This window comes from Mesorhizobium prunaredense, assembly GCF_900156895.1.
Lineage (GTDB): Bacteria > Pseudomonadota > Alphaproteobacteria > Rhizobiales > Rhizobiaceae > Mesorhizobium > Mesorhizobium prunaredense.
This window is the reverse complement of record NZ_FTPD01000034.1, coordinates 306,400-319,530: the sequence shown is the minus strand read 5'-3', so window position 1 is coordinate 319,530 and position 13,131 is coordinate 306,400. Positions and strand designations below refer to the sequence as shown.

The following is a 13,131-nucleotide window of genomic DNA, read 5'->3' as shown; positions in this document are numbered from 1 at the left end:
ACGCGGCCCGATCAATAGCCTGCCGGGCAGCGGGCGATGTAGACGCGTCCATAGCGATCGCGATAGCGGCACTGGCCCCTTTCAGTGGCGCGGCCGATCAGCGCGCCGGCGACGGCGCCGACAGCACCACCAACAACAGCTCCCTCCACCGGGTCGTTTGCAACGGCAGCGCCGACAGCAGCGCCACCCAGGCCACCGACCGCGGCGCCCTGTTCCGTCCGGGAACAGGCTGCGAGCGAGGTTGCCAATACCATCAGGACCACCAGTTTCTTCATCGTCGCTCCTCCCAAATGGGGTTTTCCGTCCTCGCCCCACATCGTCTAACTCGCAACCCGGCGATTTGATCCAAGGACAAGGAAGAGGGTGGCGGCAGACAGCGCCCTCTCTGGCGACGTGACCGCCATCGAACGGCTTTTGACGTCGCCGCTATCGGCTGAACGGGATCAGCGAGCGCACCCCGGGATTGCGCAGGAAAAGGCCGCACCACAGAATGAGGCCGAGATAGACGCCGAACAATGTGTGCGAGAACAGCGGGCTGCCAAGACGCGCGTGGGTCGCGATGGCGCCGCCGAGATAGGCGGTGAGCAGGACGGCGCCGAGCACCGAGGTGCGCGGCACCGCATAGAGCGCGGTCGAGACCAGCCCGATGATGCCGAGCATGCGCGAGACATCGGGATCGGCCGGCCAGCCGAGTTGCACCATGGTCTGGGTGACGACATCGAGCGGCGGCAGCTTGATGACGCCGTCGAAGATCATGAACAGAACGATGAGGGCGCTGAGCCCGCGGCCGGTCCACAGTGCGCCGGGCGTGACGGATGCTGTTTGAGACATTGTCATTGGTCCTCCGGTTGTTTCGAGCCCTCTTGCCCAGGGTCGAACCAAGGACGCGGCGTGAGGCGGCGATCCGACACGCCTATGATTTTTCCAGCGCGCGGTGCTGCGGTGAGCGCGGGAACAAACCCTCAGGAAAAATAGAACTTTTCAGCAGGGATCATTTTCGGCGGCGCTTCGCCGAGTGCCTCGAGCACAGAGATTTCACAGACGCGGCACAGGCCGTCGAGGGCGAGATCGTTGGCCTCGGTGCCGAACGGGTCCTCGAGTTCCTCCGAAAGCGCATCGAGGCCGAAAAAGGTGTAGGCGATCAGCGCCGTGAACAGCGGCGTCGCCCAGCCGGCAGTCGAGGCCAGGCCAAACGGCAGCAGCAGGCAGAAGATATAGGCGGTGCGCTGCAACAGCAGCGTGTAGGCAAACGGAAGCGGTGTTCCCATGATGCGCTCGCAGCCGGCCTGCGCTGCGGCGATTTGCGACAGGCGCTCGTCGAGGATGCGGTAACCCATGACGTCGATCGCGCCGGCCCTGTACAACGCGGCGGCTCGCTCGCCCATCCGGCGCAGCATGGCGTCTGGCGGGTTGGCCAGCTTGGCAGCACTTTCGGCCTTTTCACCGATGAACGCGCGTGCTTCGGTCGTGGCATCGACCCGCCGAAGCAGGCCGCGCAGGAAGTGACAGAAGGCGATCGCCTCCATCAGCAGCCCGCGCAGTTCGACCCGATCCTCGATCAACCCGGTGCTGGCGCGCGCCAGGTTACGAATGTCGAAGACAAGCTGGCCCCACAGCTTGCGCGCCTCCCACCAGCGGTCGTAGGCGGCATTGTTACGGAAGCCGAGATAGATCGACAGCGCCACACCGAGCAAGGCGAGCGGTGCGGGGCCGGCATTGCCGAGGTCAAGCCCCAGCGCCCTGACCGCCAGCAACACCAGTGCGCCATAGACGCCGAAGCCGAAGATCTGCGGCAGGATGCGCGGCACCACCGAGCCGCGCATGATGAAGAACAGATGCAGGAATCCCGGGCGCGGGCGAACGATCATCGAAACCCCTTTCACGGACCGGCAATGATCCTGATCGGTTCCATTGTGTGACGCAATACACGCATAAGCCCAGCCGCCAGCGACATGGCAATGTCGTCTTGCCGGTCTAGCCGAGCACGCTGTCGAAAATCCGCAAGACATTCGGGAGCAATCGATGGCCGGCGAGACCGATCTGAAGAAAGTTGGTGAGGCGTTGCGTCAAAACTGAGCAGAATTTGAGACGCCGGTGCTGCCCCTCATCCCCCTGCCGGCACCTTCTCCCCGTGAACGGGGAGAAGGGGGCTGACGGCCGAAAGCCGAGCCCGCGACCGCGGGCCGCCGGTTGTCCGGCGCCCCCGCGGGAGGGCCCGCCGCGGCAGCGGCGATACGGCCCGTGAGCGAGACTAAGCCGCCTTCTTCTTCGGTTGGATCAGCCCGCGCTCGATCAGCAATTCGGCGATCTGCACTGCGTTGAGTGCGGCGCCCTTGCGCAGATTGTCGGAGACGATCCACATCGACAGGCCGTTGTCGACGGTCGAATCCTCGCGGATGCGCGAGATGAAGGTCGCGTCCTCACCGGCCGATTCCAGCGGCGTGATGTAGCCGCCGTCCTCGCGCTTGTCGAGAACCTGGCAGCCTGGCGCCTCGCGCAGGATTTCGCGTGCTTCCTCGGCGGTGATCGGCTTTTCGAATTCGATATTGACCGCTTCCGAATGGCCGATGAACACCGGCACGCGCACGCAGGTCGCCGTCAGCATGATCTTGGGGTCGAGCATCTTCTTGGTCTCGGCGACCATCTTCCACTCTTCCTTGGTGAAGCCGTCGTCGAGGAAGACGTCGATGTGCGGGATGACGTTGAAGGCGATGCGCTTGGTGAACTTCTTGACGTCGACCTGGTCGGCGACGAACACCGCGCGGGTCTGCGTGAACAATTCGTCCATGCCTTCCTTGCCGGCGCCGGATACCGATTGATAGGTGGCGACGACGACACGCTTGATGGTGGCGAGGTCATGCAGCGGCTTCAGCGCCACGACCAGTTGCGCCGTCGAGCAGTTCGGGTTGGCGATGATGTTCTTGCGCGTGAACAGCGAAATCGCGTCCGGGTTCACTTCCGGCACGATCAGCGGCACGTCCTGGTCGTAGCGGAAGGCCGACGAATTATCGATGACGACGCAGCCCTGCTTGCCGATCTTCGGCGACCATTCCTTCGAGACGTTGCCGCCGGCCGACATGATGCAGATGTCGGTATCGGAAAAATCATATTGGTCGAGCGCCCTGACCTTCAGCGTGCGATCGCCGAACGACACTTCCGTGCCCTGGCTGCGCCGCGAGGCCAGCGCCACCACCTCGCTCACCGGAAAGCCGCGCTCTTCCAGTATGTTGAGCATTTCCCGACCCACATTGCCCGTGGCGCCGACGATTGCAACCTTGAAACTCATCGAAATCTCCTGTCCTCTCCGCTCGGTTTTTTTGGAGAAAACCCGCCGGCCGATGCGGGTTTCAACCCCCGGGCCGGACCCGGGAGAGGGTGGTTAGGCCAAGGGAATCAGACCGTTTTAGTGGTCGTTTTACCGGTTTTTTTGGCCAAGAACGTGGTTTTGCTGGAACGAGCAGACGCGCCGAGGCGCCCGGCCCAATGGTTCGCATTGCGGCCGGGGACGTCGAAGGCAAGAAGCGCCATCAAAAGGCCGCGCATCGGAACTACCCCATTCGGTGCCGGCTTTTACGCGGTTTGCGTAAAGAGTCAATCGCGACGCAGCCAGGCGGCTTGCCCTGTACAATGGCGGCGGCGCGAAGTACGAACGATTGGATCGTTTGGCTCGTGGCGCTCCTGGCGCTCGCCGACGGATGACCCATTGCCGGGCATAAAAGAATCCGAATTCCGAAAGAGTGAAATGTCCAATTTCGAAGCACTTGTCCCCGCGCTGGCAAAGGCGCTGGAAAAACGCGGCTATGTCGAGCTGACGCCGGTGCAGAAGGCGGTTCTCGAGCTCGGGCAGGCCGATGCGCTGGTTTCCGCCCAGACCGGCTCCGGCAAGACCGTCGCCTTCGGGCTGGCTCTGGCGCCGACCCTTCTCGACGGCGCCGAGCGCTTTTCCCATGCTGCAGCACCGCTGGCGCTGGCCGTGGCGCCGACGCGGGAGCTCGCTTTGCAGGTGACGCGCGAGCTCGAATGGCTCTACGAACTGACCGGCGCAGCGATAGCGTCCTGCGTCGGCGGCATGGACATGCGCACCGAGCGCCGCACGCTGGAGCGCGGCGCCCATATCGTCGTCGGCACGCCCGGCCGGCTGCGCGACCACATCACCCGCAATTCGCTCGACATGTCCGAGCTGAAGGCAGTGGTGCTGGACGAAGCCGACGAGATGCTCGATCTCGGCTTTCGCGAGGATCTGGAATTCATCCTCGACGCCGCGCCGGCCGAGCGCCGCACCTTGATGTTTTCGGCCACCGTGCCGCGCTCCATAGCCACGCTGGCCAAAGGCTACCAGCGCGATGCGGTGCGCATCTCGGCCGCCGGCGAGGAAAAGCAGCATCTCGACATTGAATACCGGGCGCTGAGCGTAGCCCAGGCCGACCGGGAAAATGCCATCATCAACGTGCTGCGCTATTACGAGGCGAAGAACGCATTGGTGTTCTGCAACACGCGCGCTGCCGTCAATCACCTGACCGCGCGCTTCAACAACCGCAACTTTTCCGTCGTCGCGCTTTCGGGCGAGCTGAGCCAGAACGAGCGCAGCCACGCGCTGCAGGCGATGCGCGACGGCCGCGCCAAAGTCTGCATCGCCACCGATGTGGCGGCGCGTGGCATCGACCTGCCCAACCTCGAACTGGTGATCCACGCCGACCTGCCGACCAATCCGGAGACGCTGCTGCACCGAAGCGGGCGGACCGGACGGGCGGGACGCAAGGGTGTCAGCGCGCTGATCGTGCCCAACAATGCCCGCAGGCGCACCGAACGGCTGCTGCAAAGCGCTGGCCTTGCGGCGACATGGGCAAGCCCGCCTTCGGCCGACGACGTCCTGCGGCGCGACGACGAGCGCATCCTCGCCGACCCGGTTTTCAGCGAGCCTGTGACGGATGATGAACGCGGCTTCATCAATGCGCTTCTTGAGCAGCATGGCCCCGATCAGGTAGCCGCCGCCTTCGTGCGTCTGTGCCGCTCCAGCCGCTCGGCGCCCGAGGATCTTTTAGACGTCGCTCCGTTCGCGCCGTCGGGCGACAGGCCCTCTGGCGATAGATCTGCCCGTCGCGACGAGGCGCCAAGCCGCCGCGACGATTTCGGCGACAGCGTCTGGTTTTCGCTGTCGGTGGGACGCAGGCAGAATGCCGAGCCGCGCTGGCTGATCCCGATGCTGTGCCGGACCGGCGGCATCTCCAAGCGCGAGATCGGCGCCATCAAGATGCAGCCGGAAGAAACCTTCGTGCAGATCGCGGCGGATTGGGCCGACCGGTTTTTCCAGGCGATCGGCCCGGACCGCAAGCTGCAGAACAACATCGCGGTGAAGCGGCTGGACGGCACGCCCGACCTGTCGCGGGCCGGCTATCAGGAGCCACGGCCGGACAAGAAGCCGCACCGCGGCAAGCGGACGTTCGACCAGAACGCGCCCAAATATGAGAAGCGCGCACCGTCAGCCGATCAGCGCCCCGCCGCATTCGAGGCAAAACCCTGGGCCGGGAAGGCAAGCAAGCCGAAATTCGACAAGGCCGGACCCGCCAAGAACAAGAAAGCGAAGAAGCGGCCGGCTTAGCGATTTGCCGGAATCGTTGGCTTGTCATGGCCTGCAAAGGGCTGTCCTTTGCCAAGGCAATCGATTCAGGTCTGCGCCGCCCCTCATCCGCCTGCCGGCACCTTCTCCCCGTAAACGGGGAGAAGCCCGCTGGCCGCAGCCTCGGCGTTCTTTCCGCGACGCCCGCGATTGGCGAAACCGGCGATGACAGCGTCCTTCTCCCGTCACTATACGGGGAGAGTGCCCGGCAGGGCGATGAGGGGCGGCGCAGACTTCGACGATTGGTCGATGCTCCCCATTTCCGCACCCACCCCTTGCGGTCTGCCGCAACTTTGAACAGTCTGGCCAGCGGGACGAGGGGCAGCACATGCGCGGCGAAGTGCTTCACTATGACGAGGACCAGGGTTTTGGTTTCATCACCGGAGCCGACGGCAACCGTTACACCTTCGCGCGCGAGGATCTGCGCCGAGAGGCGTCGATGGCCAGGGGCATGGTTATCGAGTTCCAGCCGGCCGGTGGACGGGCACGCGACGTTATTTCGATCCGTGCCCAGGCTGCCAGTCCGCCTGCCGCAACCGCCGCCCCGACTCAAACCGGCAATGCGCCCGTGGCGCCGCAACATTTCGGCCGTTTCGCTGAAAATGCTCCCGCCACCGACCTTTGGAGCTATTTCCGGCGGGGCCTGACTGAAAATTACTTCAATTTCTCCGGCCGTGTCCGCCGCAAGGAATATTGGGGTTTTTGCCTGTTCTGGACGATCGCGCTGATCGGGGTCGTCGGCGTTGGCCTCTTCATCGACGACGCCATGGGCCATCTTGACGAATTGCCGGCAGTGACGGTCGGTCTTTGCGGCACGTTTGTGCTGGCGACAACCCCGCCTTGGATCGGACTGAACGTGCGTCGCCTGCACGACATCGGCCTGACCGGCTGGCTTTTCCTGGTGGTGTTCATCCCGACGATCGGCTGGCTGATCATCCTGGTCTTCGCGCTGATCCCGACGCAGGCCCGTGAAAATCAGTGGGGCCCGGTGCCGGTGGGCGTCAGGGCCTAGCTGCTCGACACAGCGGTTTTGAGGGGGCTGGAAGCCGAGCGGACGTCGACCGCCACAGGGTCAGCCCAGGAACCTGGCGATGATCGCGTCGCCCATCTCAGTGGTGCCGACCTCGGTCATCCCAGGGGAAAGAATATCGCTGGTGCGCAAGCCCTGGTCGAGCACGGCGGCGATGGCGCTTTCCAGGCGATCGGCCTCGGCCACCATGCCGAAGGAATAGCGCATGCACATGGCGAAGGAGGCGATCATGGCGATCGGGTTGGCGATGCCTTTGCCCGCAATGTCGGGCGCCGAACCGTGCACCGGTTCGTAGAGCGCCTTGCGCTTTTTCGTCTTGGCATCCGGCGCGCCGAGCGACGCCGACGGCAGCATGCCGATCGAGCCGGTCAGCATGGCGGCGATGTCGGACAGCATGTCGCCGAACAGATTGTCGGTGACGATGACGTCGAATTGTTTCGGCCAGCGTACCAGCTGCATGCCGCCGGCATCGGCCAGCATGTGGTCGAGCTTGACGTCGGCATATCTGGCCTTGTGGGTCTGGCTGACGACCTCGTTCCACAACACGCCTGATTTCATCACATTGCGCTTTTCCATCGAGGTGACGTGGTTCTTGCGGGTGCGTGCCAACTCGAAGGCAACGCCCGAAATGCGCTCGATCTCGAACGTGTCGTAGACCTGCGTGTCGATGCCGCGCTTCTGGCCGTTGCCGAGATCGATGATCTGCTTCGGCTCGCCGAAATAGACGCCGCCGGTGAGCTCGCGCACGATCAGAATGTCGAGCCCTTCGACCACCTCCTGCTTGAGCGAGGAGGATGCGGCCAGCGCCGGATAGCAGATGGCCGGCCTGAGATTGGCGAACAGCTCCATGTCCTTGCGCAGCCGCAGCAGTCCGGCTTCCGGGCGCACTTCATAAGGCACCGCATCCCATTTCGGCCCGCCGACGGCGCCGAACAGCACCGCGTCGGCAGCCATCGCCTTGGCCATGTCGGCATCGGAAATCGCCGCGCCATGCGCGTCATAGGCGCAGCCGCCGACCAGCCCCTCATCGGTGACAAAACCGCTGTCGAGCGTGTCGTTCATGGCGGCGATCAGCTTCTTCACCTCGGCCATCGCCTCGGGGCCGATGCCATCGCCGGCGAGCAGGAGAAGATTTTTCAAAGCCATCGGAACCGTCCTAACTGTGGCGCATGACCCGAAATCGGCATCGACTTCGGGGTCATGCGCAGAACCAAAATTCGACGGCGTCCTTTGCGCGTCCAAAAGGACGCGCGGCGCTGTCGTGAGCCGCGGCCTTGCTAAACGCCAAGCGGCTGGCGCGCAAGCTTTTGGTTCAGAGCATCTTTGGCGGATCATTGGCGCCCCGCTGGCGTCGCACAAGCTTCTGCAGCGCCGCCGCGCTCAGGTCGTGCGCTTGAGCGCCGTCACTTCGATCTCGATCTTCATTTCCGGCTTGTTGAGCTGACAGACGATCATCGTCGCCGCCGGCCTGATGTCGCCAAAAGCCTCGCCGAGGATCGGAAAGACTATGTCGACGAAAGCCGCGTCGGTGATGTAGTGATGCGCCCGCACCACATCGGCCATCTCAAAACCGCCGTCCTGCAACGCCTTGGCAATCGTCGCCAGGCAATTGCGCGTCTGCGCCTCGACTGTCTCCGGCATCGACATGGTCGCATAGTCGTAGCCGGTCGTTCCGGAAACGAAACACCAGTCGCCCTGTACCACGGCTCGCGAATAACCGGCGGCCTTCTCGAAGGGCGAGCCGGTGGAGATCAGTTTTCGCATGGTTCCCTCGCATATTTTTCAGGCGATATTGAGCTGAAGAGGTGCTTTCCGACTATGGGCCAGGCGGGGTGGATCGACAGCGCAAACCGTTATAGGCCGGGGACGTCGGCCCTGCATTCGATCTTCGCAGCGAGAGGCAATGGCGGCCTAACGGGAAAGGAGTCTACTGATGGAAACCGAAATGTTCGATTTGAAGGCGCTCACCACGCTCATGAACGCGCTACGGCGGTTCAATCAGTTCGATCCGAAGATGCAGGTCTCAACAATCCTGGCTCTACTGGAAATAGCTGCGGCGAATGCACGGCATGAGGACATTTCGGTTCAGGACATTGAGAGGAACGTCGGCATCAAGTCCGGCGCCGCCTCCCGCAATGCCTATTATTGGGGTGAGGGCCACCAGGAAATGACCGGTGGCCACCAGATGATCACCATCGGTTTCGGCGCTGATCGCCGGAAGCGCTCACTTGTGCTGACCAACAAGGGGAGGGCATTCATCAACGATCTGGTCAGAGGCGTAAAGGCATATGGCGAGAAATCGGGGTAACCGCTGGCATGCCGACGTGGTGAAATCCAAACAAAGAACCCGGCTTTGGCCGGGTTCTAGATATCCTATTCTGGCTAGCTTTTACGATTTCGCGCCGCCAGCGTCCGCAACCTTAGCGCGTTGAGGCGGATGAAGCCTTCGGCGTCCTTTTGATCGTAGGCGCCGCGGTCGTCCTCGAACGTGACCAGCGCGTCGGAATAGAGCGTCTTGTTCGACTTGCGGCCGGTGACGATGACGTTGCCCTTGTAGAGTTTCAGCCGCACCGTGCCTTCGACATCTTCCTGGCTCTTGTCGATCATCGCCTGCAGCATTAGCCGCTCGGGCGCGAACCAGAAGCCGTTGTAGATCAGCTCGGCGTAGCGCGGCATGAACTCGTCCTTGAGGTGGGCGGCACCGCGGTCCAGCGTGATCGATTCGATCGCCCGGTGGGCTGATATCAGGATGGTGCCGCCGGGGGTCTCGTAGACGCCGCGCGATTTCATGCCGACGAAGCGGTTCTCGACCAGGTCTAGCCGGCCGATGCCGTTGTCGCGGCCGAGATCGTTGAGCGCCGCCAGCATCGTCGCCGGCGACAGTTTTTCGCCGTCGAGCGCGATCGGATCGCCCCTCAGGAATTCGATTTCGATCTCGGTGACCTTGTCCGGCGCGTCCATCGGCGAGATGGTGCGCTGATGGACGAATTCCGGTGGCTCGCTCCACGGGTCTTCCAGCACCTTGCCTTCGGAGGACGAATGCAGAAGATTGGCGTCGACCGAAAACGGCGCGTCGCCCTTCTTGTCCTTCGGCACCGGGATCTGGTGCTGCTCGGCGAAGTTGATCAGGTCGGTGCGCGACTTGAACGACCAATCGCGCCATGGCGCGATGACCTTGATGTCGGGATTGAGCGCATAGGCCGAAAGCTCGAAACGGACCTGATCGTTGCCCTTGCCGGTGGCGCCATGCGCAATCGCATCGGCGCCGGTTTCTTTTGCGATCTCGACCAGGTGCTTGGAAATCAGCGGGCGGGCGATCGAGGTGCCGAGCAAATAGGTGCCTTCATAGACGGCATTGGCGCGAAACATCGGGAAGACGAAGTCGGACACGAACTCCTCGCGGACATCCATGATGCGGATGTCCTTGATGCCCATCATCTCGGCCTTGCGCCGCGCCGGCTCCAGCTCGCCGCCCTGGCCGAGATCGGCGGTGAAGGTGACCACCTCGGCGCCAAGCTCGGTTTGCAGCCATTTCAGGATGATGGAGGTGTCAAGGCCGCCGGAATAGGCGAGCACGACCTTCTTGACGGCTTTTGCTTTCGACATTTGGCTGTTCCGCGACAGGGTTCTTTGCGGGCGAGGTATCACGGGCTTTCCGGGCTGCGCAAGAGACGAACGGTGATCAGGCCATCGGCGAAGCTGCCGATCTCCCCCCTTGCGGGGGAGATGCCCGATAGGGCAGAGTGGGGTGCTGTCCCTCCGACCTGACATCACGACCAAGCCCTCAAGCTGATTCCGGTTGGGAATGGATGAAGTCGGAGGCCGGCGATCCTTCCCACTGTCCTGCCGGACATCTCCCCCGCAAGGGCGGAGATCGGATGTCGCTGCGCCTTCGCCAACCACCAACGGACATCGCTGTTTCGACTCGCTAGACCAGACTCCGTGCTGGCGAGAAGCTGGCGTCTATAAAACACCTGCGCTATAGGCTGCGCTTTCTTTATCCAGGGGCCGCAGATGTCCTTCATTCCCGACACCACCACGCTGATCCAGTTCGCTATCGCCACCGTGATCCTGGCGATCACGCCCGGGCCCGACATGACGCTGTTCGTGTCGCGCACGCTGAGCCATGGCCGGGCCATCGGCTTTGCCTCGATGGCCGGCGCGCTGTTCGGTACGCTGATCCACACCACGCTGGTGGTGGTCGGCATCTCGGCGCTGATCGTCGCCTCGCCGATGTCTTTCCTGGCCCTGAAGATCTTCGGCGCCGGCTATCTCGTCTTCCTGGCGTGGCAGGCGATCACCAAGGGTTCGGCGTTTTCGCCCGAGAAGAAGAGCGGGCCGGAGATTTCGCTGTTTCGCGCCTGGGCGGCAGGGCTCGGCGTCAATCTGCTCAACCCGAAGATCATCCTGTTCTTCATGACCTTCCTGCCGCAGTTCGTCTCGGCGCATGATCCCAACGCGCCCGGAAAACTGTTCTTCCTCGGGGCGATGTTCGTCGTGCTGTCGATCCCCGTAACAGCGCCGATGGTCTTTGCGGCAGAAAAGTTCTCGAGCGCGATGAAAGCCAGCCCGCGGGTAACGCGTGCCGTCGACTATCTGTTCGCCGGGGTGTTTTCCGCCTTTGCGCTCAAGATCCTGACCGCCCAGGCGAAATAGATCTTCCGGCTTGGCGCCAGCTTCCGGCCGAGCGCCCGGCACTCAGCCAGTAGAAAATGCCGCCGACCATGCCGCTGCCGATCACGGCAGCGGCGACGCGCGGGTCGGTGATCTCGAAATTGGCGTCGGCGGTCCGGTGGACGAAGCCGAGGAAGACCGCCGCGACCACAGCGCCCGCCAGCGCATAGAACAGCCAGTCGCGCCGTCCGAGGGTTTCCGAGACGAGAATCGCCACCGCTGCCGGCATGAAAGCGAAATAGGCGACGAACAGCGCAACGAAGGGGATTGAAAAATACAGCGAGGCCGTCGCCGCCGGCTGCGCGTGCTCCGGCGTGTAGCTCAGCGACGCCAGAAACATGATGTTGAGGAAGGCGCTGGCCGCCAGCGCGGCGACGCCATAACCGATCAGGATGATGGCGAAGCGGATGAAGTAGGCGACAAGGCGGTTCACGCCTCGCCGTGCCCCGCGATCATCATCGCTTCCAGGGCGAGCCGATCGACCTTGCGCATGCGCTCGGACTCCGACTTGAGCTGGCCGCAGGCGGCGAGGATGTCGCGGCCGCGCGGCGTGCGGATCGGCGAGGCATAGCCGGCATTGTTGATGTAGTCGGCGAATTTCTCGATCGTCTCCCAGTCCGAGCACTGGTAGTTGGTGCCCGGCCACGGATTGAACGGGATCAGATTGATCTTGGCCGGAATGCCCTTGAGCAGCTTGATCAGTCCCTTGGCGTCCTCGATCGAATCGTTGACGTCCTTCAGCATCACATATTCGAAGGTGATGCGGCGGGCGTTCGACAGGCCGGGATAGGCGCGGCAGGCGGCGATCAGCTCTTTCAACGGATATTTTTTGTTGATCGGCACCAAAAGGTCGCGCAAATCGTCATTGGTGGCGTGCAGCGAGATCGCCAGCATGACACCGATCTCCTCGCCGGTGCGGAAGATCTCCGGCACGACGCCGGAAGTCGACAGCGTGATGCGTCTCTTCGATAGCGAAAGCCCGTCGCCGTCGGACGCGATCAGCAGCGCCTTCTTCACCGCCTCGAAATTGTAGAGCGGCTCGCCCATGCCCATCATGACGATGTTGGACACTTTCCGGCCCTCGGCCGGAACGACCGCGCCATCAGGCGTGTCGCGGTCGGGGAAATCGCCGAGCCGGTCGCGGGCGGTCAGAAGCTGGGCGAGGATTTCCTCTGCGGTCAGGTTGCGCACCAGCTTCTGCGTGCCGGTGTGGCAAAAGGAGCAGGTCAGCGTGCAACCGACCTGTGAGGAGATGCAGAGCGTGCCGCGGCCTTCTTCGGGAATGTAGACAGTTTCGATCTCGACCGGCCGGCCGGCGCCGCGCGGCGGAAAGCGAAACAGCCATTTGCGCGTGCCGTCGGAGGAAATCTGCTCCTCGACGATCTCGGGCCTGGCGACGGTGAAATGCTTGTCGAGTTCGGCGCGCAAATCCTTGGAGATGTTGAACATTCCGGCAAAGTCGGAGACGCCGCGCACATACATCCAGTGCCAGAGCTGCTGGGCGCGCATCCTGGCCTGGCGCTCCGGCACGATGCCTGATGCAACGAGGGCAGCGCCAAGCTCGGCCCGGGTCAGGCCGATCAGCGACGGTTTCTCGGCCGGCGTGGCGCGGGCGCGCAACGCATCACGGGCGCCCTCGGTGGTAACGTCGAATGAAAGGGTCATTGTTGCGCCAATATAAGCGATTTACGGCCGATTACAGCATCGTGCCCGAAATGAAGCGCGGCGCATAGCACAGCTTGACGGCGGAGTCATGCAGGGGCGATCTTTACCTTCTCCCACAAGGGGAGTGAAGGGAGAGCCGCGCCAG

General features: G+C 63.2%; 14 protein-coding genes. 4 read left to right on the top strand and 10 right to left on the bottom strand.

The window, feature by feature from the left end; all coding sequences use genetic code 11:
• Positions 1–11: 11 nt before the first annotated feature.
• The 5 genes from BQ8794_RS23210 to BQ8794_RS35725 all read right to left on the bottom strand — a co-directional run bounded on the left by BQ8794_RS23210 (position 12) and on the right by BQ8794_RS35725 (position 3,543).
• The gene (locus tag BQ8794_RS23210) at positions 12–275 is read right to left on the bottom strand and encodes a YMGG-like glycine zipper-containing protein (protein ID WP_077380957.1); all 264 of its coding nucleotides are present in this window, start codon (positions 273–275) and stop codon (positions 12–14) included.
• A gap of 151 nt (positions 276–426) precedes the next feature.
• Positions 427–837 (bottom strand): DoxX family protein, encoded by a 411-nt coding sequence (locus tag BQ8794_RS23205; RefSeq protein ID WP_077380956.1) that lies wholly within the window; start codon positions 835–837, stop codon positions 427–429.
• A gap of 125 nt (positions 838–962) precedes the next feature.
• Complete coding sequence (locus BQ8794_RS23200; protein ID WP_077380955.1) at positions 963–1,868, bottom strand: bestrophin family protein; 906 nt, start codon at positions 1,866–1,868, stop codon at positions 963–965.
• 383 nt (positions 1,869–2,251) lie between these two features.
• The gene (locus BQ8794_RS23195; RefSeq protein WP_077380954.1) at positions 2,252–3,286 is read right to left on the bottom strand and encodes an aspartate-semialdehyde dehydrogenase; all 1,035 of its coding nucleotides are present in this window, start codon (positions 3,284–3,286) and stop codon (positions 2,252–2,254) included.
• Between the two features lie 107 nt (positions 3,287–3,393).
• Complete coding sequence (locus BQ8794_RS35725; RefSeq protein ID WP_167366376.1) at positions 3,394–3,543, bottom strand: hypothetical protein; 150 nt, start codon at positions 3,541–3,543, stop codon at positions 3,394–3,396.
• A 199-nt stretch (positions 3,544–3,742) separates the two neighbouring features.
• On the opposite strand from BQ8794_RS35725, the gene BQ8794_RS23185 reads away from it, so the two are divergent.
• Together BQ8794_RS23185 and BQ8794_RS23180 are read left to right on the top strand one after the other, a co-directional pair.
• Positions 3,743–5,599 (top strand): DEAD/DEAH box helicase, encoded by a 1,857-nt coding sequence (locus tag BQ8794_RS23185; RefSeq protein WP_077380952.1) that lies wholly within the window; start codon positions 3,743–3,745, stop codon positions 5,597–5,599.
• Positions 5,600–5,945: 346 nt separating this feature from the next.
• Positions 5,946–6,629, top strand: coding sequence for a DUF805 domain-containing protein (locus BQ8794_RS23180; protein WP_077380951.1), 684 nt, complete (start codon positions 5,946–5,948; stop codon positions 6,627–6,629).
• 60 nt (positions 6,630–6,689) lie between these two features.
• Here BQ8794_RS23180 and leuB read toward each other — a convergent pair whose 3' ends face one another.
• On the bottom strand, positions 6,690–7,793 hold the full coding sequence (leuB, locus tag BQ8794_RS23175; RefSeq protein WP_077380950.1) for a 3-isopropylmalate dehydrogenase: 1,104 nt from the start codon (positions 7,791–7,793) through the stop codon (positions 6,690–6,692).
• A gap of 234 nt (positions 7,794–8,027) precedes the next feature.
• Positions 8,028–8,411 (bottom strand): RidA family protein, encoded by a 384-nt coding sequence (locus BQ8794_RS23170; protein ID WP_077380949.1) that lies wholly within the window; start codon positions 8,409–8,411, stop codon positions 8,028–8,030.
• Positions 8,412–8,580: 169 nt separating this feature from the next.
• Here BQ8794_RS23170 and BQ8794_RS23165 point away from each other — a divergent pair, with 169 nt between their 5' ends.
• A complete protein-coding gene (locus BQ8794_RS23165) occupies positions 8,581–8,955 on the top strand; it encodes a hypothetical protein (RefSeq protein WP_077380948.1) in 375 nt (124 codons plus the stop codon).
• A 74-nt stretch (positions 8,956–9,029) separates the two neighbouring features.
• On the opposite strand, the gene BQ8794_RS23160 is transcribed toward BQ8794_RS23165, so the two are convergent.
• Positions 9,030–10,253 carry an argininosuccinate synthase gene (locus BQ8794_RS23160; RefSeq protein WP_077380947.1) on the bottom strand — a complete coding sequence of 408 codons (1,224 nt, stop codon included), beginning with the start codon at positions 10,251–10,253 and terminating at the stop codon, positions 9,030–9,032.
• Positions 10,254–10,661: 408 nt separating this feature from the next.
• On the opposite strand from BQ8794_RS23160, the gene BQ8794_RS23155 reads away from it, so the two are divergent.
• Entirely contained in the window at positions 10,662–11,303 is a 642-nt protein-coding gene (locus BQ8794_RS23155; protein WP_077380946.1) for a LysE family translocator, read from the top strand.
• On the opposite strand, the gene BQ8794_RS23150 is transcribed toward BQ8794_RS23155, so the two are convergent.
• Positions 11,275–11,754 carry a hypothetical protein gene (locus BQ8794_RS23150; RefSeq protein ID WP_077380945.1) on the bottom strand — a complete coding sequence of 160 codons (480 nt, stop codon included), beginning with the start codon at positions 11,752–11,754 and terminating at the stop codon, positions 11,275–11,277. The two genes, BQ8794_RS23155 and BQ8794_RS23150, sit on opposite strands and share 29 nt — an antisense overlap.
• Positions 11,751–12,986, bottom strand: coding sequence for a dual-specificity RNA methyltransferase RlmN (gene rlmN, locus BQ8794_RS23145; RefSeq protein WP_077380944.1), 1,236 nt, complete (start codon positions 12,984–12,986; stop codon positions 11,751–11,753). Before rlmN ends, BQ8794_RS23150 begins: the two co-directional genes overlap by 4 nt.
• Positions 12,987–13,131 lie beyond the last annotated feature (145 nt).